Source organism: Saccharothrix australiensis (genome assembly GCF_003634935.1).
Taxonomy (GTDB): domain Bacteria; phylum Actinomycetota; class Actinomycetes; order Mycobacteriales; family Pseudonocardiaceae; genus Actinosynnema; species Actinosynnema australiense.
Genome location: NZ_RBXO01000001.1, coordinates 4,709,812 through 4,732,386, shown reverse-complemented (window position 1 = coordinate 4,732,386; position 22,575 = coordinate 4,709,812). Strand labels below are relative to the sequence as shown.

The following is a 22,575-nucleotide window of genomic DNA, read 5'->3' as shown; positions in this document are numbered from 1 at the left end:
GGCGCGCCGACGCCCCTCGGGGCGCCGGCGCGCCGGTACCGGACCCGGCCGCCGGGCACGACGTGCGGGGCTGGGCCGTCCGGGTGACACTGACCGCGTGAGGGGGACCGTCTGAACGGGACGGTCGCGATGGAGCAACGCGCGGTGTTCCCGGACCTCGTCCGGCCGATGCTGGCCACCGCCGGCGCGCTGCCGGATGGGCCGGGCTGGGCGTTCGAGTTCAAGTGGGACGGTGTGCGCGCGGTCGCCTACGTGCTGGACCGGCGGCTGCGCCTGATGACCCGCAACGACCTGGAGGTGTCCCGGACCTACCCCGAGGTGGGTGCGCTCGGCGCGCTGGTCGACGGCGTGGTGCTGGACGGCGAGATCGTGGCGCTGGAGGCCGGGCGCCCCAGTTTCGGGCGGTTGCAGTCGAGGATGCACGTCGGGCGGCCGGACGAGGCGCTGCTGCGCCGGGTGCCGGTCGTCTACTACGCGTTCGACCTGCTGCACGCGGGCGGCACGCGGCTGGTCGATCAGCCCTACGAGCGGCGGCGGGAACTCCTGCACGGGCTCGCCCTGTCCGCCGACGCGGTCCGGGTGCCGCCGTGCTTCACCGGCGTGCACGGCGAGGACGTGCTGTCGACCGCCCGCGACCACGGCCTGGAGGGCGTGGTCGCCAAGAAGGTGACGTCCCGCTACGAGCCCGGACGCCGCTCCCGGTCGTGGGTCAAGGTCCCGCTCGTGCGCACGCGGGAGGTCGTCGTCGGCGGCTGGCAGCCCGGCGACGGCAGGCGCGCGGGCACCGTGGGCTCGCTCCTGCTCGGCGTGCCCGGCCCGGACGGCCCGCGGTACGTGGGGAAGGTCGGCACCGGCTTCACCGCGGCGAGCCTCGCCGACCTGCACGAGCGCCTGCGGGCACGGGAACGGCCGGACCCGCCCTTCGTCGACGCGGTGCCACCCGACCACGCCCGAGCCGCCCACTGGACCCACCCCGACCTGGTAGGCGAGGTCGAGTACCGCACGTTCACCACCGAGGGCCGCCTACGCCACGCCTCGTGGCGCGGCCTACGCCCGGACAAGACCCCCGACGACATACAACCCTGAGCACGCCCTCGGCCCCGAGCCCCACCCTGACCACGCCCTTGGCCCGAGCCCCTTCCGGCCCTCCGGCCCCTCTCGCCTCCCCGCTCCCTCCCGCACGCGCCCCCGCGAGGCCGCGTCGGTGGTTCACGGCGCGGGTCCCGCCGATCACGCTTTTCGATCGGCGGGACCCGCCCCGTGTGCCGCCGACTCCCAGGCGGCCGAGCCGCCCGACGGAGTCGGGCCATTCAATACTGCTCGCGTCCCGGGTACTGCCCCCGCGACCGCTCCACCGCCGTGGTCGCCACGCCGAGCGCGATCATCGCGACACCGAGGCCGAAGTGCAGCCAGTTGTCCGCCGCGTTCACGGGCAGCGGTCCGCCGTGGCCGATGAACGAGCCGTAGACCCACAGCAGCAGGTACACGCCGCCACCGACGACGAGGAACACCCTGGACGCGCCGCGCCACTTCGAGGCCACCACGCCGAGCACCCCGAACAGCAGGTGCACGAGGTTGTGCAGCACCGACACCGCGAACAGGCCGAACAGCAGCGCGCCCGAGTGCGGCCCGGCGAACGCCAGGTCGCCCGAGGTCACGCCGGGGATGAAGCCGAGCAGCCCGACCAGCAGGAACAACGCGCCCACCAGCAGCGCGGCAACCTGCACCGGACGTCGTGCGGTACGGGTGGTAGAGGTAGCCATCACCGGTCCTTCCGTAGCTCCGGTGATCGGATACCCGCCCGCGCGCCCTGAAACCGGCGAGTATCACCCGGCGGAGTGATTCGCGGTCACTCGACGGTGGCGGCGGGGAGGCCCCGCCGCCACCGTCGGTTCAGAACTGGAGGTACCAGCCGTTGATCGTGCCGACGTCCTGCGGGCCCGCGTCCCGCACCCGCAGCTTCCAGGCGCCGTTCGCGGCCTCGCCGGACGCGTCGACCGTGTAGGTCGTGACGAGGTTGTCACCGCTGTCGCTGCCGGAATCCTTCAGCCGGAACGCCGTGCCGTCCGGCGCGACCAGGTCGACCACCAGGTCGCCCCGGTAGGTGTGGGTGATGTCCACGCCCACGACGAGCGCCGACGGCGCGTTGCCCGCGACACCGGAGACGGTGATCGTGCTCTCCACCGCGGCCTGGTCGGGCACCGGGAGGTCGTCGGTGTTCTCGAACTTCTGCCCGCCCGGCGTGCCGACACCGGCCAGCGCCCACACCGCGTGCGCGATCGCGTCGCTCATCCGGTCCAGCGCGGTGGTGTTCAGGTTGCCGATGTTGTCGCACGCGCGGTGGTAGCACCGGTCGAACGCCACCCCGGACGAGCCGCCCCACTTGGCCGCCTGCGCGGCGGTCTTGACGCTCTCCGCGCCGGTGAACAGACCGCCGACCGGGATGCCCGCCCGCGCGAACGCCGCGTGGTCGGACCGGCCGCCGACCGACGTCAGCTCGGTCGCCACCACCCCGTTGAACGCGGCCTGCAACGTCTGCTGGAGCTGCGCCGAGCCGGTGGGCTGACCGCTGGCGCTGTAGACGAAGTAGCCGGGGTTGGGCGAACCGATCATGTCGAAGTTCAGGTACGCCTTGATCCGGGACCTCTCGGCGGACGGCAGCTGCGCCACGTAGTAGTTGGAGCCGACCAGGCCCAGCTCCTCCGCGCCCCACCAGCCGAACCGCAGGTGCCTCTCCGGCTTGAGGTTCTCCCGCGCCACGGTCAGCGCGACCTCCAGGATGCCCGCCGAGCCGGTGCCGTTGTCGTTGATGCCGGGCCCGGCGCCCACGCTGTCCAGGTGGCCGCCCAGCATGAGGGTGTTGTTCGCGTCGCCGCCCGGCCAGTCGGCGGTCAGGTTGTACCCGGTCGCGCCGCCGTGGGTGAACTGCTGGACGGACGTCGTGTAGCCGACCGCGTCGAGCTTCGCCTTGATGTAGTCCAGCGAGGCCCGGTAGCCGGGCCGGCCGTGCGCCCGGTTGCCGCCGTTGTTGGTGGCGATGGTCTGGAGGCTGTTGAGGTGGGCCTGGACGTTGGCCAGCGGGATGTCCGGCGCGGCCAGGGCGGCCGGCGCCGCCGGCGCGGCCGGTGGGCTCAGCAGGGTCGCGGCGAGCAGCAGGGCGCTCGCGACCGGGATCGTCCTCTTCAGGGACATGGCTGCCTCCGCAGGGATGTAGGGATCGCCACGATGAGCCTGCGGGGCGACGGCTCCTCGGCGGTAGCGACGTTCGTCGTGGCGCGTTCGGACGCAAAAGCGACATTTCTATTTATTTCATGACTTCAGTGCAGACTGGAATAAATTGATCGGCGGCCACGGGGGCGCCTGCCCGGCAGCACGGCGTCAGGCGCGGCGGGACAGGGTCAGTCGCGGCGCTCGCGGGCGCGGCGCTTGCCCTCGTGCATGGCCACCACTCGGGCGACCGGGATCGCGCGGCCCTCCTCGACCAGGTCCTCCGGCAGGGCCTGCGGGGCGGGGAGGCCGGCCCGCCACGGATCGGCGTCGCCGAGCAGGCCGGGCGCCGTGCGGAGGGTGAAGTCGCTTGGCGTGATGCGGTCCAGGTCGTCCCACGACACCGGGAACGACACCGGTGTGCCGGGACGGACGCGCGGGCTGTAGGCGGCGACCACGGTGGCCCCGTAGGCGCGGGTGGAGTCGAGGAAGACCTTGCCCCCGCGTTCCTCCCGGAGGTAGGCGGTGGTCGCGATGGTCGGGTCGAGCCGTTCCGCCCGCGCGGCGAGCGCCCTGGTGGCCGCCGCCGCGTCGTCGTCGCTCGCGTCGACGGGCACGAAGACGTGCACCCCCTTGGCGCCGCTGGTCTTCACGGCGCCGGTGAGGCCGGCGTCGGCCAGCGCGCGCCGCACCAGGTGGGCCGCCCCGACGACGGAGGAGAACGGTTCGCCCTCGGGCGGGTCGAGGTCGAGCACGAGGTGGGTCGGCCGCTGCCGGTCGTCGACGCGGGAGAGCGGCACGTGGTACTCGACGGCGCGCTGGTTGGCGAACCACAGCAGGGTCCGCCGGTCGTCGCACAGCGCGTAGTCGACCTGCCGCTTGGACGCCTCGGCCCACACGCGCGTGGTGCGCACCCAGTCCGGCGTGTACTTGGGCACGTTCTTCTGCATGAACGCGTCCTGGCCGCGCAGCACGCGGACCACCGACAGCGGCCGCCCGGCCAGTTGCGGCAGGATCCGGTCGCGCACGGCGTCGAGGTAGTCGACCAGGTCGCGCTTGGCGGCGTCGGCGCCCTCGAACAGCGGTTGGTCGAGGTTGGTCAACGAGACGCCGTCACGTTCCTCCGCAGCTCCCACGCCCACACCCTCCCCGGTCGGGGCCCGGTGGGCAAGTGGCGGGGTCACAGCAGCGCGGTGAGGCGTTCCTCCACCTGGTCCAGGGCCATGCGGACCGCGCCGAGCGCGACGTTGCCCGCGCCGAGGGCCGAGACGCGCAGGTCGATGGGCACCAGCAGTTGCCGCCCGAGGCGGCGGCGGACGGCGTCGAACAGCACGTCGCCCGCGCGGGACACGCCGCCGCCGACGACGACGCACTGCGGGTCCATGATGAGCAGCTGCACGGCCAGGCCGCGGGCGAACCTGGTGGCGATGGTGTCCACGACGGACAGCGCGGCGGGGTCACCCGCGGCGGCGGCGTCGAACAGCGGCCCGATGTCGTCGGTCCCGGTGAGCCGGTCGCGCAGCGGTCGCTCGCAGCGCTGGACGCCCAGGCGCAGTATCTCGCCCGCGCCGACGAGCCTCTCGAACGCGCCGAGGCCGTCGGTGGGCGGTTTCGGCTCGTCGTCCAGGTCGGTGACGAGGTCGATGAAGCCGAGTTCGCCCGCGGCGGAGGACGCGCCCCGGTAGGGCTTGTCGTCGATGACCATCCCGGTGCCGATGCGCTCGCCCCACTGGACGAACAGGAGGTTGTCGCCCGCCTCGCCGCGCCAGCGCTCGGCGACGACGGCGAGGTTGACGTCGTTCTCGATGCCGACGGGGCAGCCGAGCCAGTCGCGCAGTTCGGCGATCATGGGCAGGCTGCTCCAGCCGGGGATGCTGGGCGCGAGCACGACCTCGCCGCGGTCGTGGTCGACGATGCCGGGCGTGCCGACGGCCACGGACCACAGGTCGGTCGGGGTGATGCCGGCTTCCGCGGCGACGTCGGCGAGGGTGGCGCGCAGCAGCGCCACCAGGCGCGGGCCGGTCGGCTCGGGCGGGGTGGTGGCCCGGCGTTCGGCGAGGACGGTGCCCGCGAGGTCGGCGGTCATGACGTGGAGCTTGTGCGGTCCGATGTCGATGCCGGCGACGTGGCCGAGTTCGGCGCGGAACCGGGCGCGCTGGGCGGGGCGGCCGATCTGGTGCTCGGTGGTGCCCGCGAACTCGGCGATGCCCGACTCCGCGAGGGTGGTCAGCGCGCGGGTGACGGCGGGGCGGGACAGGCCGGTGGCGACGACGAGGTCGGAGACGGTGGCGGTGTGGCCGTCGGCGGCGCGCAGCGCGTTGAGCACGGCGGTGGCGTTGATCCGCCGCAGCACGTGGGGCCCGGTGGCCGCTGGTCCGGATGTCACCCAGCCTCGCTTTCACCCTCGTGCCCGCGAACGCTAGCAGAGCCATCCCCTTGACAAGTGGTCCAGACCATAGCACAGTATCGAACGGTTCGTTACTAAGTGCGCCCAGCTCACGTCCCTGCGGTGAGATCGGCTTTGGGGGAGGCGACTGTGGAAGACGTGAAGTACCGGTTGATCGCCGATCACCTGATCGGGGCGATCGACCGGGGCGAGTACCCCGTGGGGAGCGCGCTGCCGACGCTGCACGAGCTGATGAGCAGGTTCGGGGTGGCCCGCGGCACCGCGCGCGCCGCCGTCGCGGTGCTGGTCGCGCAGGGCGTGGCGACCTCGAAGCAGGGCCTCGGCACCCTGGTGTGCGGCACGACGACGCCGCCGGACCGGGGCGTGCCGCGCATCCTGCCCGACGGCGCGACCTACCCGAAGGTGGTGCTCAGCGGCTGGACCGCCGCCGGGCCGGACATCGCGGGCCGGTTCGGCCTGGCCACCGGCAGCCTGGTGGTGCACCGCGTCCGCCACCACCACACGGGCGCTCGCGTGACGAGCATCGACCAGCAGTGGCTGCCGCGGGCCGTCGCGACGACCATCGAGCAGCACACCGGCCACGACATCTCCGACCGCAACGACACGCCGCACCCGGACCTGACCCCGTTGCTGCGCAACGCGGGCCTCGACCCGATCGTGGCGACCGTGCAGCTCGACGCACGCCTGCCCAGCCGCTCGGAGGCGGGCACGCTGGAGATACCGCTCGACGCGCCGGTGCTGGTGGTGCACCGCATCACGCACGGCTCGTCCGGCACCCCGGTGGAGGCGACGACCACGGTGTCCAGCACCGGCGGCTCGGCGCCGAAGTTCACCATCCCGCTCACGGGCTGACCGCCGCCGCGCGTGCGCGGGTGCCTCGACGTTCCCCGGGGTCCCGTGCATCGCCCGGATCGCCCCGCCTGTGCGGGGAGACGCCGCCTCGGCCTCAAGGCGGCCGAGGACCGGGAGCACCCGTCGCCCGCGCCGTGGCATGGCCGGCTCGACGGGCCTGGCCGCAAGCCTTTCACCTCCGGTGATGTCGTCGGGTCCGCGAGTGGTGTCAGTCACTGACACCACTCGCGGGACGTATCGGGCGACGCGTCGACGTGGTCGCGGCGTTGAGCGACACGACACGTCCGAAGACCGCGCGGGGAGTGTCGGACCGCCGGCGCATGCGGTCCGACCGGGGATCAGCCGCGCGCGTTCGGCGCGACGACCGGGGGCGGCACGGGACCGGCCTCCGCCCGGTCCATGCCGTCGGGCAGGGACGCCCGGTAGATCGGCATCGCGGCGGCGGTGGTGAGGATCGCCACCGCGACCAGGATCGCGAACAGCTCCGAGGTCACCAGCCCGTGCGCGAGGCCGATGTTGATGAAGATCAGGATCATCAGCCCGCGCGCGTTCATCAGCCCGCCGACCGCCGACGCGTACCGCCACGGGAAGCCCTGGCAGCGGACCACCGCGGCGCAGCCCAGGTACTTGCCGGCGAACGCGACCGCCGTGATCACCGCGAGCGGCCGCCACAGCGCGCCGCCCGCGCCGAACCCGGACACCTCCGTGTTGAGGCCGCTGAACGCGAAGAACACCGGCAGCAGCAGGATGGAGTTCAGGTCCGTGAGCCGGGTCGTCAGCTCGCGCCGCACGATCGCCGACTGCGGCATCGCCAGGCCGGTGATGAACCCGCCGAACACCGAGAACACGCCGATGTGGTCGGTGAACCAGCCCGCCGCCAGCACGAGGAGCAGGACGAGCGCCATGACGTCGCGGCTCATCCGGCCCGCGCGTTCCACCCGCTCGCCCAGCGCGCGGAGCAGCCTGCGCCCCACCGTCAGCATCAGCGCCGCGAACACCGCCGCGCCCGCCACGGTGTCCAGCGCGTCCAGCGGGCCGCCCGCCGTGCCGACGGCGATGATCACCGCCAGGATCACCCACGCCGCCGCGTCGTCGATGGCGGACGCGACCAGGGTGAGGCCCCCGATGGGCGTGTTCGCGATGCCGCGCTCCTCCAGGATGCGCGCCAGCATGGGGAACGCGGTGATCGACAGCGCGCCGCCGACGTAGAGCATGAACTCCCACAGGCTGCCGCCGCCGGGGCTCAGCGAGTCGAAGAACAGCGCCGCCGCGCCCGCGCCGAGCAGGAACGTCGGCACGATGCCGGACACGGCGAGCACCGAGGCCCGCCGCACGTTCCGCCCGCCGGCGAGGCCGTGGTCGAGCGAGGCGCCGACGAGGAACATGTAGAACGTCAGCCCGATGGTGCTCAGCACGTAGAGGACGTCCTTGACGTCGGCGGGGAACAGGTCGGCCTGCACGCCCGGCGCGACCGCGCCGAGCAGGGCGGGCCCGAGCAGGACGCCGGCGACCATCTCGCCGACCACCCTCGGCTGCTTGACCAGCATGGCGAGGCGTCCGCACAGGGTCGTCGCGACGAGGACGACCGCGAGCGCGGCGAACACCCGCAACGCGAACTCGATCTGGTTCACTCGGCCCTCTCCCGGTGGTCGGGCGGTCGGTGCCCCGGCGGGCACCCCGCGGTGTCGTGGGTCTCGAAGTAGCGCCCGGCCAGGCGCAGCCTGCGCGCGTGCAGCACCATGACCGTGCCCAGCACGAGCTGGACGACGCTGCGCCACACGTCCTCCCACCGGTCGCGCACGCGCAGGAACGCGCCGAGCGCGGCGAGGTGGCGCGGCGGCGGGCCGTCCGCCCGGACCAGCAGGCACGGTCCCCGGTTCGGCAGCGACCGGGTGTGCGTGACCGTGGAGTGCAGCGTGAAGCGGCGCAGCACCTCCGCGGTCGCCGCCCGCAGCGCCAGCGGGGACAGCCGCCACGCCGGGCACGGGCGGTTGGCGGCGACGCCGAACGGGATGTGGTGCGCCGCGCGGGCGGGCACCCGCGCCCAGCGGTCCGGGTCGAACACGCCGGGGTCGCGGTGGCCGGCGGCGTGGTAGTCGGGGTAGCTGAAGCACAGCACCGTCCCCTCGGGGAACGTGGTGCCCCCGCCCAGGTCGATCTCACCGGTGGTGATGCGGTGAGCGATGCCGAACAGCGGGTACAGCCGCAGGGTCTCGTCCAGCACGTGCGCGAAGTAGCGGTCGTCGGCCGGGTCGCGCCGGAGCCGGTCCGCCACCTCCGGGTGCTGCGCCAGCGCGAGCAGCAGGTGCGCCATCGCCTCGGACAGCTGCACCACGGCCGTGTTGAAGAACGTGCCCTGGAGGTAGTGCACCCGTTCGGCGGGCGACAGGCTCGCGGGCAGCGGTCGCCGCACGTCGCCCGCCGCGACCCGCCGGGCGAGGTAGCGGGTCAGGCGCTCCCGGCGGGCGGGGTGGCGCAGGCCGGTGCACTTCAGCGCCGTCACCACGTCGTCGGCGTGGCCCGCGATCAGGTCGCGCGCCGCGCGCGGGCACGGCTCGCCGAACACCAGTTCGTAGCAGTACTCCGCCCACACCGGCACCATCAGGTCGCGCAGCCGCACCGGCGTGACCCGTCCGGTGACCAGCTCGTCGAGCACCCGCCCGGCGCAGCGGGCCGCCGCGTCCGCCAGCTCGTCGGCCGGACCGGACAGCAGCGCGCGGGTCGTGCGCGCCACGTCGTCGTAGCGCGGGCCCGCCTCCAGGTGCTCCTGGTGCACCTCCGCGCCGGGGGAGAGCCAGTACCAGAACAGGTCCGAGAGCGCGGCTCCCCTGCTGCGGCCGTTCGCGGCGGGGTGCCCGTAGACCTCCTGGAACCGCTCGGGCCCCACCTGCGCGTTCGGGAACGTGATCGCGTTGTCCCCGTTGACCTTCGCGAACACCTTGGCGCGCAGGGCGACCACCCGCGCCGGCAGCCAGCGCGGCGCGGTGAGCACGAGTGCGGCGGCGGCGAGCAACCCGGTCAGCCACATCGCGCGCACACCCCCGCGCTCCGGGCGACGACCTGGTCGCGGGTCAGGTCGGCCAGGTCGCGCCCGCCGCACAGCGCGAGGAGGTGGTCGACCTCGTCGCGCAGCACGTCGAGCACCCGCGCCACCCCGGCCTCCCCGGCGGCGGCCAGGCCCCACAACACCGGTCTGCCGACGCCCACCGCCGCCGCGCCGAGCGCCAGCGCCACCGCGACATCGCCGCCGCACCGCACGCCGCCGTCGAGCACCACCGGCACCCGGCCCGCGACCGCGTCGACCACCGCGGGCAGCGCCTCGACGGCCGCGGGCACCACGTCGCACTGCCGGCCGCCGTGGTTGGACACGACGACACCGGACACGCCGTGCTCGACCGCGAGCACCGCGTCGCGCGGGTGCAGCACCCCCTTGAGCCACAGCGGGAGCGACGTCGACGCCCGCAGCCGGTCCAGGTGCGCCCAGGACACCGCGGGCGACATCGCGATGTCCCGGAGGGCGCCCGGCGCGGCGCCGGGCAGGTCCCGCATGTTCTCCGCCGCGAGCCCGGCGGGCAGGTCGTGGAAGCCGTGCTCGGCGTCCCGCCGGTGCCGCCCGAGCACCGGAGAGTCGGCGGTCACCACCAGGGCGGTGCAGCCCGCGCGCTCGGCCCGCCGCACCAGGCACGCCGTCACCTCGTCGTCGGGCTGCGGGTAGAGCTGGAACCACACCGCCGCGTCCGGGTCGACCGACCGCGCCGCGGCCACCACGTCGGCGATCGCCACCGTCGACGCCACCCCGGAGACCAGCACCGTCCGCGCCGCCGCGACCGCACGCGCCGTCGCCGACTCGCCCTCGGGGTGCGCGAGCCGGTGGAACGCGGTCGGCGCGACCAGCACCGGCGCGGCCAGGCGACCGCCGGGCAGGTCGACGGAGAGGTCGCGGGTCGGCGCGCCGCGCAGCACCCTCGGCAGCAGGGCGAGCCGCCGGAAGGCCGCCTCGTTCCCGCCGAGCACCACCTCGTCGCCGACCCCGCCCGCGAAGTAGTCGTAGTGCGCCGGGTCGAGCACCGCGCGGGCCCGCTCGCGCAGCTCCGCGAGAACGGCGCCGGCGGTGGTCCGGTGGCGGTCGGCGGGTCCGGTGCCGGTGGTCCCGCGGCGGTCGGCGGGCCCGGCGCCGGCGGTGGTCACGCGGTGGCCCGCGAGTCCGGCGCTCACGGGGCCACCGCGGTGGTCCGCGCGAGCCGGGCGCGCAGGAAAGCCCGCAGCGGCGCGCGGTGCACCTCTTCGCTGTCCCACTCGTTCTCCAGGTTCTCGGTCAGGTGGTGCTCGCCGACGAGCACGCCGCCCCGGTAGTGCCGCACCACCGGGTGCAGGTAGCGGCCGTCGAGCCCGGCGGTGTCCTCCTGGGACACCCGGCCGGCCGTGATGTCGAACGGGTCGACCCGGTCGTGGCCCTCGCCGTACTCCAGCGTCACCGCCAGGTAGGAGTCGACGTCGCCGAAGTCGCCCCGCGCCACCGCCTCGTGCAGGTGGTCCAGCGGCACCTCCTCGGCGTAGCGGGTGGTCCCGTCCGGGCCGACGAGCACGGCGTCCGCCAGGAAGGAGAACAGCTGCCACAGCGCCGAGGTGCGGTTCACCCGCTCGACGACCGCGTCGGCCACCGCGTCCGGGGTGGGCTCCAGCTCCCGGTTCGGCCAGGGCACGCCGTGGTAGCGGTGTTCGAGGACGCAGTGCAGCGCCCGCACCCCGTACCGGAAGCCGTGGATGAACCCGCTGGTCGACTTCTTGAAGTCCCTGGCCTGCGTGATGGTGCCCGCGAAGAACAGGTCGGGCACGTTCACCGACTCCCACGCCGCGGTCTGGTGCGGGAAGCGGTCGTCGATGGTCAGCTCCGGGCGGCACTCGGGCGCGAAGATCGACGCGTCGAACCGGAACCCGGTCGCGAGGATCACCCGGTCGTAGCGGATCTCCTTCACCCGCTCCGCGACCCGCGCGAAGGCGACCCGCACCAGGTAGCCGTCGCCGTCGCGCCGGATGCCCGCGATCCGCCCGTCCAGCACGGCGTTCTGCGACTTGAGCTGGTAGGTGTCGAGGAAGTTGTTGTTCACCGCGCGCAGGTGCCCGACGAAGTGCGTGCGCCACGCCAGCTTCAGCGAGCCGGGGCCGGCGACGTGGATGACCGCCGCGGTCTCGATGAGGTTGTCGGCGGTCTCGAACGCCGAGTTGCCCCGACCGACGATCAGCACCCGCTGCCCGGTGAAGTCGGCCGGGTCGACCGACACCTCGTCGTACCGCTCGGCCAGCTCCACCCCGTCGATCGGCGGCACGTGCATCCGGGACACCCCGGTGGCGACCACGAGCCGCCGCGCCCGGTAGGTGACGCCGTGCTGGTCGCGCAGCACGAAGTCGTCCGGTCGGGTCACCGACACGACCCTGGCGCCGAACCGGATGGGCAGGTCGTTCTTCGCCGCGAAGTCGCCCAGGTAGCGCACCATGTCGTCGGCGGCCGGGAAGTAGCGCGGCGTGTAGCGGGTGAACAGCAGCGACGGGTCGTCCGACAGCAGCGAGTTCCAGTCGACCCGCAGGTTCAGCTCCGGGTCGTCCCAGCCGGTGTTGGGCTTGTTGCTGGAGATCAGCGTGCGGTGCCGGGGGAACCGGGTGAAGAACGCGCCGGGCGCGTCGCCCGCCTCCAGCACCAGGTGGTCCCGCCCGGCGCGGGAGAGCAGGTAAGACGCCTGCAACCCGGCCGGGCCGGCGCCGATGACGAGGCACTCCGTCGAAACCTCGGTGATCACGGCTTTCTCCTCACGTGCGGGGTGGACAGCAGGCGCTTGTCGGGTTTGCCGCTCGGCGCGAGCGGCGGTTCGGCGATCGCGGTGACCCGCGCCGGCGCGCACGCCGCGCCCAGCCGGGCGGTCACCAGCGCGCGCAGGGCCGCCGGGTCCGGCGGGCGGCCGGCGGTCGGCACCACGAACGCGTGCACCGCCTCGCCGGTGTCGTCGTCGGGCACGGCGACCACGTACGCCTCGGCGACGTCGGGGTGCTCGGCGAGGACGCGCTCGATGGGGCCCGCGTAGTGCAGGTTCGCGTTGACGATGACGACGTCGCGCGTGCGGCCGGTCAGGTGCAGGCGGCCCTCGGCGTCGCGGCGGCCCAGGTCGCGGGTGCGCACCCAGCCGTCCGCGAACACCTCGGCCGACCGCTCCGGGTCCGCCCAGTACGCGACGGCCTGCGCGGGCGTGCGGACGAACAGCTCGCCGTCGACGCCCGGCGGGACCGGCGCGCCGCGCGCGTCGCGGACCTCGACGGCCACGGCGGGCGGCGGGACGCCGACCGAGCCCGGCGGGTCGGCGGGCGTGGCCATCGAGATCATGCCGGTCTCGGTCTGGCCGTAGCCGTGGAACACCACCGGCCCGAGCACCTCCAGCGCCTCGCGGTGCCGGTCGGGCGTCAGCGGCGAACCGGACACCACCAGCGCGCGCAGCGTCGACAGGTCGGCCGGGTCGCGGCGCTGGGCCGCCACGAGCTTCGCCAGGCGCGGCACGGTGATCACGCTGCCGGTCGCGCGGTGGCGGGTGATCGCGCCGGGCAGCGCGGGGTCGTCGGCGACGACCGCCGTGCCGCCCGCGGCGATGGCCAGCACGGCGTACTCGAACATCACCTGGCTCGACAGCGTCCCGAACACCAGGTGGCGGCGGAGCCGGGGCGCCAGGTCGCGGATCGCGGGCGGCCACGCACCCGGTCGCGCGGCCCACCCGGCCGTCAGCGCGGCGTAGGTCTGCGCGCACGCCTTGGGCGTGCCCGTGCTGCCGCTGGTGTGGATCAGCCGGGCGACGTCCGCCGGCCGTCCGGCCAGTCGCAGGGGACCGGTGCCGGGGTGTGCCGCGCGCAGCGCGTCGACGGTGAGGGCGCGCGGTGCGCGCGCGGTGTCGGCGCGCGGGACGTGCGCGGTGCCGGAGTCGGTGACGACCGCGGCGACGTCCAGTCCCAGCAGGTGCCGGACCTGCGCGTCGGGCAGCCCCGGCCGCACGCCCACCACCCTCGCGCCCACGGCGTGGGCGGCGAGGATCGTGGCGAACGCCTCCGGGTGGACGCCGAGCAGCAGGGCGACGCCGTCACCCGGACCCAGGCCCTCCGCCCGCAGCCCGGCGGCGACCCGCGCGACGAGGTCGAGCATCGCCGCGCCGGTGACCAGGCGCGTGCCGTGCTCGAACACCGGCCGGTCGGCGGCGGCGTCGAGCGCGTCGAGCACCGCGCGCGGGAACGGCCCGGCCTCACGCGCCCGCAAGGCATTCCTCCACGAAGGTCGCGAGCGGCTGCTGGTGCACCGGCGGCAGGTCCCAGTGGTTCTCCAGGTTCTCCGCCAGGTGGTGGGTCGCGGCGAGCGCGCCGTCCCGGTAGTGGCGCACCACCGGGTGCAGGTAGCTCGCCCGCGCGGCGTTCGCGGCGTCGTTCTCGGCGACCCTCGGCACCGAGACGTCGAACGGGTCCACGCGGTCGTGGTCCGGCCCGTACTCCAGCGTCGTGACGAACCGGTGCCCGGCCGGGCCCAGCCCGCCGTCGGCGAGGTAGGCCACCGGCACCTCCTCCGCGTACCGCGCGCCGCCGCCGGCCACCGTCACCACGTCGCCGAGCACCGAGAACTGCTGCCACAGCCCGGAAGACCGGTTCACCCGCGCGACCACGGCGTCGGCGACCGCCTCCGGCGACGCGGGCAGGTCGGTCGCCGGCCACGGCTCGTCGTGGTGGCGCGCGGCGAGGATCCGGTGCAGGGCGCGGACGCCGTAGCGGAAGCCGTGGATGAACCCGTTCGTCGACTTCTTGAAGTCGCGCTGCTGCGTGAGCGTGCCCGCGAAGTACAGGCCGGGCACCGTGGTGGACTCGAACGCGGACGTCTGCTCGGGGAACCGGTCGTCGATCACCAGCGCCGGGCGGCAGCCCTCGTCGAACACCGAGGCGTCGAACCGGAACCCGGTGCACGCGATGACCCGGTCGTACTCCAGCTCCCGCGACGACTCCACCGCGCGCGCGTAGCGGAACAGCACCCGGAACCCGCCGCCGGGCCGGGGCTCGACGCGCTCGACCGTGCCGTCCAGGACCGCGTTGCCCGTCTTGAGCTGGTAGGTGTCCAGGAAGTTGGCGTTGACCGCGCGCAGGTGGCCGACGAAGTGCGTCTGCCAGGCCAACTTCACCGAGTGCGGCCCGGCCACGTGGATCACCGCCGCGTGTTCGAGGAGCGCGTCGGCCGTCTCGAACGCCGAGTTGCCCTTGCCGATGACCAGGACCCGCTGGTCGGTGAAGGACGTCGGGTCGGTGTCGACGGTGTCGTAGCGCTCGGCGTGCTCGATGCCCGGTATCGGCGGCACGTGCAACCGCGAGACGCCGGTCGCCACGACCAGCCGCGCGGCGCGCCACGTCCGCCCGTCGCCGTCGACGGCGGCGAAACCGCTGCCGTCGCGGGAGATCCGCACCACCTCGGTCCCGTAGTGGGCCCGCACGCCGCCGGCCGCGGCGAAGTCGGCCAGGTAGCGGACCAGGTCGTCGGCGGCCGGGAAGTACCGGTCGCTGTAGCGGGTGAACCGCGGGCCGGTGTCGTCGGACAGCAGGGAGTTCCAGTCCGCGCGCAGCCGCCGCTCCGGGTCGGCGTCACCGGTGTGCACCTTGTTGATGGAGATCAGCGTGCGGTGCCTGGGGTAGCGGGTGAAGAAGGTGCCCGGACCGGCCCCGCGTTCCAGGACGGCGTAGTCGCGACCGTCGCGTTGGAACAGGGCGGCGAGCTGGAGGCCGGCGGGACCGGCCCCGATGATCAGGTAGTCGTGCGCCATGCGGCAGGAAGCTACCGACGCGGTATCAGAACGCTCTGAGATCGGCTGCCTACCGTCGGTGCCGTGACCACGATCACCCCACACACCGCGACCGACGCACCCGTGGACCTCGGCGCGCCGCTGCGCGCGGTCGACCTCCACCGCGCGGCGGCGCCGCTGCCGGTGCTCGTCAGCCCAGCCGTGCGGGACCGCGTCGAGCGCGGGCGCGAGTACCTGCGCACCGTGAGCGCCGACGACGACCGGCCCGTCTACGGCGTCAAGACCGGGTTCGGCGCGCTCATCGCCTTCGCCGGGCGCGCCGAGGACGCCGACCAGTGCGACAACACCCTCGCACACCTCGGGGCCGGGCAGGGGCCCGACCTGCCCGCCGACGTCGTCCGCGCCGCGCTGCTGGTGCGGACGTGGTCGCTCGCGCAGGGCGTCTCCGGCGTCTCCGCGCACGTCGTCGACGGCCTCGCCGCGATGTTCGCGACCACGTTCGCCCCGGCGGTGCCGCGCCACGGCTCGGTCGGCGCGAGCGGCGACCTCATCCCGCTCGCCTACGCGGCCCAGGCGCTGCGCGGCCGCGGCCACGCCTACGTCGACGGCGAGCGCGCGCCCGCGGCGGAGGCGTTGCGCCGCACCGGGCTCGGCCCGCTCGCCCTCGACGGCCGCGACGCGCTGGCGCTGGTCAACGGCACGTCGGTGACGACCGCAGCCACCGCCCTCGCGCTGGACCGGGTCCGCGCCGCGCACCGCGCCGCCCAGGACCTCACCTGCCTGCTCGTCGACCTCCTCGGGGCCGACCCCGGTTTCCTCGACCCCCGGCTGATCTCCGCGTACGGCCACCCCGGCGCGACCGCCGTCGCCGACCGGATGCGCGCCGCCCTGGCGGGTGTCGTCCCGAGCGGCGAACGACCCCTCCAGGAGCCCTACAGCATCCGGTGCGCGCCGCAGCTGCTCGGCGCGGCCGAGGACGCGCTGCGCTACGTCGACGGCGTCGTGTCCGCCGACCTGGCCGGCGTCAGCGACAACCCGCTGTTCTTCCCGGCGGACGACGTCGTCGCGCACGGCGGCAACTTCTTCGGCCAGCCGGCCGCGTTCGCCGCCGACGTGCTCGCGCTGGTCACCGCGTCGCTGGGCAACCTCGTGGAGCGGCAGCTCGACCTGCTGGTCGACCCGGCGCGCAACACCGGCCTGCCGCCGATGCTGGCCGCCGGCCCCGGCCGCCAGCACGGGCTCCAGGGCGTGCAGCTCGCCACGACCGCGTTCGTCGCCGAGATCCGCCGCGCCGCCGCGCCCGCCAGCACCCAGAGCCTGCCGACCAACCTGCACAACCAGGACGTCGTGCCGTTCGGCACCCAGGCCGCGCTGCGCGCCTGCGAGGTGGCCGAGCTGCTGCGCCTGCTGTGCGGGTCACTCGCGCTCGGCCTGCGCCAGGCCGTCCACGTGGGCGGCAGGCGTCCCACGGCGCCCCGCTGCGCCGCGCTGCTCGACGCCCTCGCCGACGCGATCCGGCCCGTCGACCCCGACCGCCCGCTCGACGCCGACGTGCGCCTCGCCGCCGACCTGGTCACCGGTGGCCGCCGGTGAGGCCCCGGCCGGGGCCCACCACGAGGCGGACGCCCGCGCCGACGCCCCGGCCGCCGCAGGCGTCGCCGCCGCCGCGCCCCCCGCCGGGCCGGCCGCCGGCAGCCGCAGCGTGAACCGGGCGCCCCGGCCGGGGTAGCCGACCGCCTCGACGGTGCCGCCGTGCCCGGTCACGACCTCCCGCAGCAGCGCGAGCCCCAGCCCGAACCGCCGCTCGGAGCCGCCCCGCCCCCGGTGGAACCGGTCGAACAGCCGGTCCGCCTCGACCGGGTCGAACCCCTCGCCGGTGTCGGCGACGGTCAGCTCGACGCACCCGTCCCGCCCCCGCCCGAGGCGCACGTCGATCCGCCCGCCCGCCCCGGTGTGGCGCACCGCGTTGGCCAGCAGCTCGTCCACCGCGCGGCGCAACGCGGTCTCGACGCCCGTCACGAGCAGCGGGCCGGCCGGGCGCTCGACGGTCAGCGCGATGCGCCGCTCGGCCGCCCGCTCGGCCTCCGTCGCCACCGCGGCCTCCGCGAGGGCCGCCAGGTCGACCGGCCGACCGTCCAGCCCGCCGGACTCCTCGCTCAGCCGCGCCGACAGCAGCAGGTCGTCCACCACGTCACCGAGCCCCCGGATCGAGCCGGCGAGCTTGTCCAGCCCGTCGCGGTGCTCGTCGGGCAGGTCGGCCGCCCTGGCGCGCCGCACGAGCAGCTGGGCCCGCGTGTACGCCCGCGCGATCGGCGTCCGCAGCTCGTGGCTCGCGTCGGTGACGAACCGCCGCTGCCTGGCCAGCGCCTCCGCCAGGGGCGCGACCGCGCGCCCGCCGACCACCAGCCCCGTCACGGCCGCCGCGAGCAGGCCGCCGAGTTCCGCGATCACCAGCGCCACCACGAGGTGCCGCCGGTCGGCGAGCTGGTAGCGGGTGTCGAACACCGCCTGCACGGTGCGGTCGCCGGAGCCGGGCCGCGTGAGCACCAGGTACTCGGTGCCGTTGCGCTCGACGGTGCGCTCGACCTCCCGGCCCGAGGCCCGCACCACGTCGAGGTCGTCGCGCAGCGGGAAACCCTCGGGCGCGCGCAGCACCCCTTCCTCGACCACACCGCCGTCGAAGGTGAACAGCCACGTGCAGCCGGGCGGCGTCGACGGCGCGCCGTACTTCGCGTTGTACCTCAGCTCGCGGGTGACCTGCTCGTCCTGCGAGTGCACCATCACGGCGTAGGCGATCCCGCCGACGAACCCGACGAGCACGGTGATCGCCAGCCCCACCAGCACGCTGACCCGCAGGCGCGCCCGCCGGACCACCACGCGCTCCGCGTCCGCCCACGACCGGCTCACAGCGACCCCAGGCGGTACCCGAGGCCCTGCACCGTGTGCACCGCCGAACGGCCGAGTTTCGTCCGCAGGTAGTACACATAGGTGTCCACAATGGACTGCGATGGGGCGTCCTGGAACACCGTCCGCCGCAACGCCGCCCGCGTGTGCACGGTGTCCGGGTGGGTCGCGAGCACCCGCAGCAGCCCGAACTCCCGTGTGGTCAGCGGCACCCGCCCGCCGTCGGGCAGCACCACCTCCCGCTGCCCGACGTCCAGGAGCCCGGCGCCGATGTGCAGCAGGTCGCTCAGCTCCAGGGCCCGCCGGCACAGCGCGCGCAGCCGCGCGCTCAGCTCGTCCAGGTCGAACGGCTTCACCAGGTAGTCGTCCGCGCCCGCGTCGAGCCCGTCGATCCGGTCGTGGACGGTGCCCTGCGCGGTGAGGATCAACGCCCGCGCGCGCACCGATCTCGCCCGCAGGCGCACCAGGAGGTCGAGCCCGTCGAGGGCGGGTAGGCCGCGGTCGATGACGACCACGTCGTACGGGCGGGTGAGCCCGAGGTGCAGCCCCCGGTGCCCGTCCAGGGCCACGTCGACGGCGTAGCCCTCGCCGCGCAGGGCGTCGGCGAGCAACTCCACGAGTTCGCTGTCGTCCTCGACCAGGAGCAACCGCGAGCGGTTGGCCGGCCGGTATCCGGTGGTGCCGTGCACCTCACCAGAATCCCACCAGGGGGTAGTCCGCCAACGCGATCACCGCCTTGCTCCCAGTGGTCGAGTGCGTTCCGGACCGGAGGGCACTACGGCCCGGTCACCGCGGCGCGGCCCGGAGCCGTTCACAGACCGGGCGGACGCCCGGAGGCACGACGGGTCGCCCGCGACCGCGGGCACGACGGGTCGCCCCGCGACCGTCGCCGGTGGACCGTCCGCAGCCCCGCAGCCCCGCAGCCCCGCAGCGCCGCAGGCCGCAGGCCGCCGACGCGGGACGGTGGCGCGGCGCAGGGACGCGCCGACGGCGCCCGCGAATGCCCTGGCGTCCCAACGGAAGCCCTGCGCGTGCCGGGATTTCGGCAACGCGTACCCGAAACACCGGGCTGACCGGCTCATCCGACCCGCGGCGCTGGACATCGCCGCCGATGTGCGCTGAGGTGAAGGCACTGGGGCACCACCGGGGGAGTTCCACCAAGGACCTTGTCCGCGCACCGCCGAGCGGGTGGTGCTCTTCGCCGCGCCCTCGACGGTCCCGCTCCCCCTCACCGGTGGCCATCGACGAAGGGGCAACTCTGTGAGGAAGAAGTCGCTACCGCTGCTGATCGCGGCGCTCACGGCAGGCGCGGGCGTCACGGCGCTGACCGCGCCCGCCGCCGCCGTCGCGGCGCCCGCCGGGCCCGGCGCGGTGCTGGAGGTGAAGCTCGCCTCCGGCGCCGGTGTCGCCGCCGTGCGCCGGGTGCTGGACAGCCGGGAGATCGCCCGCACCACGCCGCTGTTCGCGCGGCTCGACGAGAGACTGGCCAGACTCGGCCGGGTGGGCGCGCAATCGCCGTCCGGGCTGGAGCGCTGGCACCGCGTCCGGCTCGCGCCGGGTGTCGACGCCGCCACCGCCGCGCGGGAGCTGACCGCCCTGCCCGAGGTCGAGGTGGCCTACCCGCAGCCCGAGGGCAGCGACCCGGCCACGCCGGACTTCTCCGGCCAGCAGGGCTACGCGGACCCGTACTCCAGCAGCGGCATCGACGCCGACTACGCGGGCACCGTACCGGGCGGCAAGGGCGGCCACGTCCGGGTCGTCGACCTGGAACGCAACTGGAACCCCCAGCACGAGGACCTGTCGAAGCTGCGGCTGCCCGGTGGCCTGATCCCCAACGGCACGCCGGACTTCACGCCGACCAGCATCGACCACGGCACGGCCGTCACCGGCGTCATCGGCGCCGACGCCAACGGGTTCGGCGTGACCGGCCTGGTGCCCGAGGCGGGGCTGCACTACACCAACGTCGTCAGCCAGGAGAACGGCTACGACCTGGCGAACGCGATCCTCACGGCGGCGGCCAACGTGGACGTCGGCGACATCCTGCTCATCGAGCAGCACGTCGGCTACTGCGGCGACTACGCGCCGATGGAGGTCTGGGACTCGGTGTACGACGCGATCGTCACCGCGGTGCAGTCCGGGCGGCACGTCGTGGAGGCGGGCGGCAACGGCGACCAGGACCTCAACGACCCGTGCTTCGGCGCGCGGTTCCCGGCCGACAAGCCCGACTCGGGCGCGATCATCGTCGGCGCGGGCGCGGCTCCCGGCTGCACCGGCACGCCGCGCTCCAAGCTGGGCTTCTCCAACTACGGCACGCGGGTCGACCTCCAGGGCTGGGGCGAGTGCGTGACCACCACCGGTTACGGCGACCTGCACGGCACCGGCGCGAACGACAAGTACACCGCGTACTTCAGCGGCACGTCGAGCGCGTCGCCGGTGGTGGCGTCCGCGCTGGCGGCGCTGCTCAGCGCGGCGGAGGCCAACGGCGAGACGCTGTCGCCCGCCCAGGCCCGCGAGATCCTGATCGCCACGGGCACCGCGCAGAGCGGCACGCAGCACATCGGCCCGCTGCCGAACCTGCGCACGGCGATCGGCCACTACCTCAGCGGCGTGAACTTCCCGGAGCGGGTCGCCTACCCCGGACCGCGGCAGGCCAAGGCGGGCCAGCCGACGAGCCTGGCGATCCAGGCGTGGGACGGCAACGACGACCCGCTGACCTACTGGGCGTCCGGCCTCCCGGCCGGTCTGGGCATCGCGCCGGGCACCGGCGTCATCTCGGGCACCCCGACCACTCCCGGCACCTACACGACCACCGTGTACGCCAGCGACAGCTCGACCCTGCCGGGGCAGACCACCTTCACCTGGACCGTCTCCTGACCTCCGGGACGTGACGGCGCGGCGCGGGGCCACCACCGGTCCCGCGCCACGCGGTCGTCGGCCACGTGGCACTGGACCGTCCACTGTGGTCTTTCCACCGGGGTCGGCGCGTCGCGCCGGCGGTGCACCGCGACCGACCCGTGCGCCCCGGCGCGCGTGGTGGTCGCGCCCGGTCGTTGTCAAGCGCCGGTGCACCCCCGGCGTCCGCGTCGGCCCGAAAGGGAAGAGTTCCGCCTTGAATGGACTAGACCATTGCCAGGTGCGTGCGGCAGCGGTTAGCGTCGGTCGAGGTGTGGTCCTGACGTGGTCCGGCTCTCGGGCGGACCCGTCGCGCGCAAGCGTCCTCGGTGTGGCAGCGTCGCCAACCGGGCCCAGTCGATCGGTTCGGTGACGAGCGGTGCCGCGGTGCGCCGCCGCGGTGCGGATACGGGGTGGGTGTTGACTGGCAGGGTTGTGTACGCCGGGTTCGAGGTGCAGTTCCCCGTCGGCGGGAACCGGCTGCTGACCGAGCACGTGGCGCTGCTCGCCGCGGCGGGGGTCGACGCCTACCGCTGGTCGCCGACACCGGGGTTCCGCTACGACTGGTTCGACGACGACGTGCCCACGCTGTCCGGCGCGGAACTCGACCTGTCCGCCGACGACCTGCTCGTCGTGCCGGAGCTGACGGTCCTGCCCGGTCGCGACCCGGCTCCCGGCGGGCGCAAGGCGATCTTCGTCCAGGGCCACTTCCTGACCTTCCTGACCTGCCCCGACCTCGACCCGTACCCCGGCTGGGGCACACCGCCCGCGCTGTGGACGGTGTCCCGCGACGGGGTCGAGGTGCTCAGCCGGGCGCTGCCCGGCCTGTCGCCGCGGTTGATACCCAACCCGATCGACGCGCGGATGTTCCGGCCCGCCGCGAAGACGCCCAGCATCGCGTGGATGTCGCGCAAGCGGCCCGCCGAGAGCGCCCTGCTCAAGCAGATCCTGCGCAACGACCCGCGCAGCGCCGGCGTGGAGCTGCGCGACCTCCGCGGCCTCACCCACGGCGAGGTCGCCGAGGCGCTCGCCGACACCTCGGTGTTCGTCGCGCTCGGCGCGCCGGAGGGCGAGGGCTTCGGGCTGCCCGTCGCCGAGGCGCTGGCGAGCGGCTGCCTGGTCACCGGCTACGGCCTCGGCGGCGGCGACGAGCTGTTCGAGGCGCCGTCGGCCTGGCCGGTGCCGAACCTGCGCACGGTGGAGCTGGCCGACCGCGCGCTGGACCTCGTGCGGCTGCCGGACCAGGACCGCGTGCGCGACGCGGGCCGCCGCTGGCTGGTGGAGCGGTACAACGCCGAGCAGACCACGAAGGCACTGCTGGCCGCCGTGGAGGCGGCGCGCGCGATACCGGCCGAGGACACCCGCGCCGTGCACCCCAGCGCGTGGGAGGCCGAGCTGATGCGCATCATCGCGCCGTACGCGGCCCCGATGGCCGCCGCGGGCAAACCCGAGGACTGAGCACGTGCGGCACGGCACGGGCCCGAGGTCCCGGACCACGCCCCGGACAGT

Annotated in this window: 16 protein-coding genes and 1 pseudogene; 5 read left to right on the top strand and 12 right to left on the bottom strand. The window is 74.8% G+C overall.

Annotation, left to right across the window (positions count from 1 at the left end; all coding sequences use genetic code 11):
* The first annotated feature begins 129 nt into the window (after nt 1-129).
* Nucleotides 130-1,086, top strand: a complete 957-nt coding sequence (gene ligD, locus C8E97_RS20135; protein WP_246019033.1) for a non-homologous end-joining DNA ligase — start codon at nt 130-132, stop codon at nt 1,084-1,086.
* Between the two features lie 224 nt (nt 1,087-1,310).
* Here ligD (C8E97_RS20135) and C8E97_RS20130 read toward each other — a convergent pair whose 3' ends face one another.
* The 4 genes from C8E97_RS20130 to C8E97_RS20115 form a co-directional block, all read right to left on the bottom strand.
* Nucleotides 1,311-1,763 carry a DUF4383 domain-containing protein gene (locus C8E97_RS20130; protein WP_121007093.1) on the bottom strand — a complete coding sequence of 151 codons (453 nt, stop codon included), beginning with the start codon at nt 1,761-1,763 and terminating at the stop codon, nt 1,311-1,313.
* 130 nt (nt 1,764-1,893) lie between these two features.
* The gene (locus C8E97_RS20125) at nt 1,894-3,192 is read right to left on the bottom strand and encodes a M28 family metallopeptidase (RefSeq protein ID WP_121007092.1); all 1,299 of its coding nucleotides are present in this window, start codon (nt 3,190-3,192) and stop codon (nt 1,894-1,896) included.
* A 206-nt stretch (nt 3,193-3,398) separates the two neighbouring features.
* A complete protein-coding gene (gene ligD, locus C8E97_RS20120) occupies nt 3,399-4,343 on the bottom strand; it encodes a non-homologous end-joining DNA ligase (protein ID WP_121011979.1) in 945 nt (314 codons plus the stop codon).
* A 44-nt stretch (nt 4,344-4,387) separates the two neighbouring features.
* Entirely contained in the window at nt 4,388-5,593 is a 1,206-nt protein-coding gene (locus C8E97_RS20115) for an ROK family transcriptional regulator (RefSeq protein ID WP_121007091.1), read from the bottom strand.
* 150 nt (nt 5,594-5,743) lie between these two features.
* Here C8E97_RS20115 and C8E97_RS20110 point away from each other — a divergent pair, with 150 nt between their 5' ends.
* Nucleotides 5,744-6,466: a GntR family transcriptional regulator gene (locus C8E97_RS20110; RefSeq protein ID WP_170211922.1), complete on the top strand. Its 723-nt coding sequence runs from the start codon at nt 5,744-5,746 to the stop codon at nt 6,464-6,466.
* 338 nt (nt 6,467-6,804) lie between these two features.
* Here C8E97_RS20110 and C8E97_RS20105 read toward each other — a convergent pair whose 3' ends face one another.
* From C8E97_RS20105 to C8E97_RS20080, 6 genes are read right to left on the bottom strand one after another with little or no spacing between them, the layout of a single operon-like run.
* Nucleotides 6,805-8,097, bottom strand: coding sequence for a cation:proton antiporter (locus C8E97_RS20105; protein ID WP_121007089.1), 1,293 nt, complete (start codon nt 8,095-8,097; stop codon nt 6,805-6,807).
* Nucleotides 8,094-9,494, bottom strand: a complete 1,401-nt coding sequence (locus C8E97_RS20100; protein WP_121011973.1) for a cytochrome P450 — start codon at nt 9,492-9,494, stop codon at nt 8,094-8,096. The genes C8E97_RS20105 and C8E97_RS20100 overlap by 4 nt, the downstream gene beginning before the upstream one ends.
* Nucleotides 9,485-10,681, bottom strand: a complete 1,197-nt coding sequence (locus tag C8E97_RS20095) for an alpha-hydroxy acid oxidase (RefSeq protein WP_246019032.1) — start codon at nt 10,679-10,681, stop codon at nt 9,485-9,487. Before C8E97_RS20095 ends, C8E97_RS20100 begins: the two co-directional genes overlap by 10 nt.
* Entirely contained in the window at nt 10,678-12,261 is a 1,584-nt protein-coding gene (locus C8E97_RS20090; RefSeq protein WP_121007088.1) for an NAD(P)-binding domain-containing protein, read from the bottom strand. The genes C8E97_RS20095 and C8E97_RS20090 overlap by 4 nt, the downstream gene beginning before the upstream one ends.
* Entirely contained in the window at nt 12,258-13,754 is a 1,497-nt protein-coding gene (locus C8E97_RS20085) for a class I adenylate-forming enzyme family protein (protein WP_246019030.1), read from the bottom strand. Before C8E97_RS20085 ends, C8E97_RS20090 begins: the two co-directional genes overlap by 4 nt.
* Nucleotides 13,741-15,291, bottom strand: a complete 1,551-nt coding sequence (locus tag C8E97_RS20080) for an NAD(P)-binding domain-containing protein (RefSeq protein WP_121007087.1) — start codon at nt 15,289-15,291, stop codon at nt 13,741-13,743. Before C8E97_RS20080 ends, C8E97_RS20085 begins: the two co-directional genes overlap by 14 nt.
* Before the next feature lie 63 nt (nt 15,292-15,354).
* Between C8E97_RS20080 and C8E97_RS20075 the strand changes: the two genes are divergently transcribed.
* A complete protein-coding gene (locus tag C8E97_RS20075; protein WP_246019028.1) occupies nt 15,355-16,863 on the top strand; it encodes an aromatic amino acid ammonia-lyase in 1,509 nt (502 codons plus the stop codon).
* Between the two features lie 105 nt (nt 16,864-16,968).
* Here the strand turns inward: C8E97_RS20075 and C8E97_RS20070 are convergent.
* Both C8E97_RS20070 and C8E97_RS20065 read right to left on the bottom strand, forming a co-directional pair.
* Nucleotides 16,969-18,051: pseudogene (locus C8E97_RS20070) on the bottom strand (sensor histidine kinase); the annotation flags it as partial.
* A 122-nt stretch (nt 18,052-18,173) separates the two neighbouring features.
* Nucleotides 18,174-18,821 (bottom strand): response regulator transcription factor, encoded by a 648-nt coding sequence (locus C8E97_RS20065; protein ID WP_121011964.1) that lies wholly within the window; start codon nt 18,819-18,821, stop codon nt 18,174-18,176.
* A gap of 613 nt (nt 18,822-19,434) precedes the next feature.
* Between C8E97_RS20065 and C8E97_RS35445 the strand changes: the two genes are divergently transcribed.
* Nucleotides 19,435-21,048 (top strand): S8 family serine peptidase, encoded by a 1,614-nt coding sequence (locus C8E97_RS35445; protein WP_211347091.1) that lies wholly within the window; start codon nt 19,435-19,437, stop codon nt 21,046-21,048.
* Nucleotides 21,049-21,486: 438 nt separating this feature from the next.
* Complete coding sequence (locus tag C8E97_RS34750; protein ID WP_170211921.1) at nt 21,487-22,524, top strand: glycosyltransferase family protein; 1,038 nt, start codon at nt 21,487-21,489, stop codon at nt 22,522-22,524.
* Nucleotides 22,525-22,575 lie beyond the last annotated feature (51 nt).

What these genes read in the sequence shown, in the direction of transcription:
- C8E97_RS20125 (WP_121007092.1), bottom strand. Translation starts at nt 3,192, where the DNA reads ATGTCCCTGAAGAGGACGATCCCGGTCGCGAGCGCCCTGCTGCTCGCC.
- C8E97_RS20080 (WP_121007087.1), bottom strand. Translation starts at nt 15,291, where the DNA reads ATGGCGCACGACTACCTGATCATCGGGGCCGGTCCCGCCGGCCTCCAG.
- C8E97_RS20100 (WP_121011973.1), bottom strand. Translation starts at nt 9,494, where the DNA reads ATGTGGCTGACCGGGTTGCTCGCCGCCGCCGCACTCGTGCTCACCGCG.
- ligD (WP_246019033.1), top strand. Translation starts at nt 130, where the DNA reads ATGGAGCAACGCGCGGTGTTCCCGGACCTCGTCCGGCCGATGCTGGCC.
- C8E97_RS20130 (WP_121007093.1), bottom strand. Translation starts at nt 1,763, where the DNA reads ATGGCTACCTCTACCACCCGTACCGCACGACGTCCGGTGCAGGTTGCC.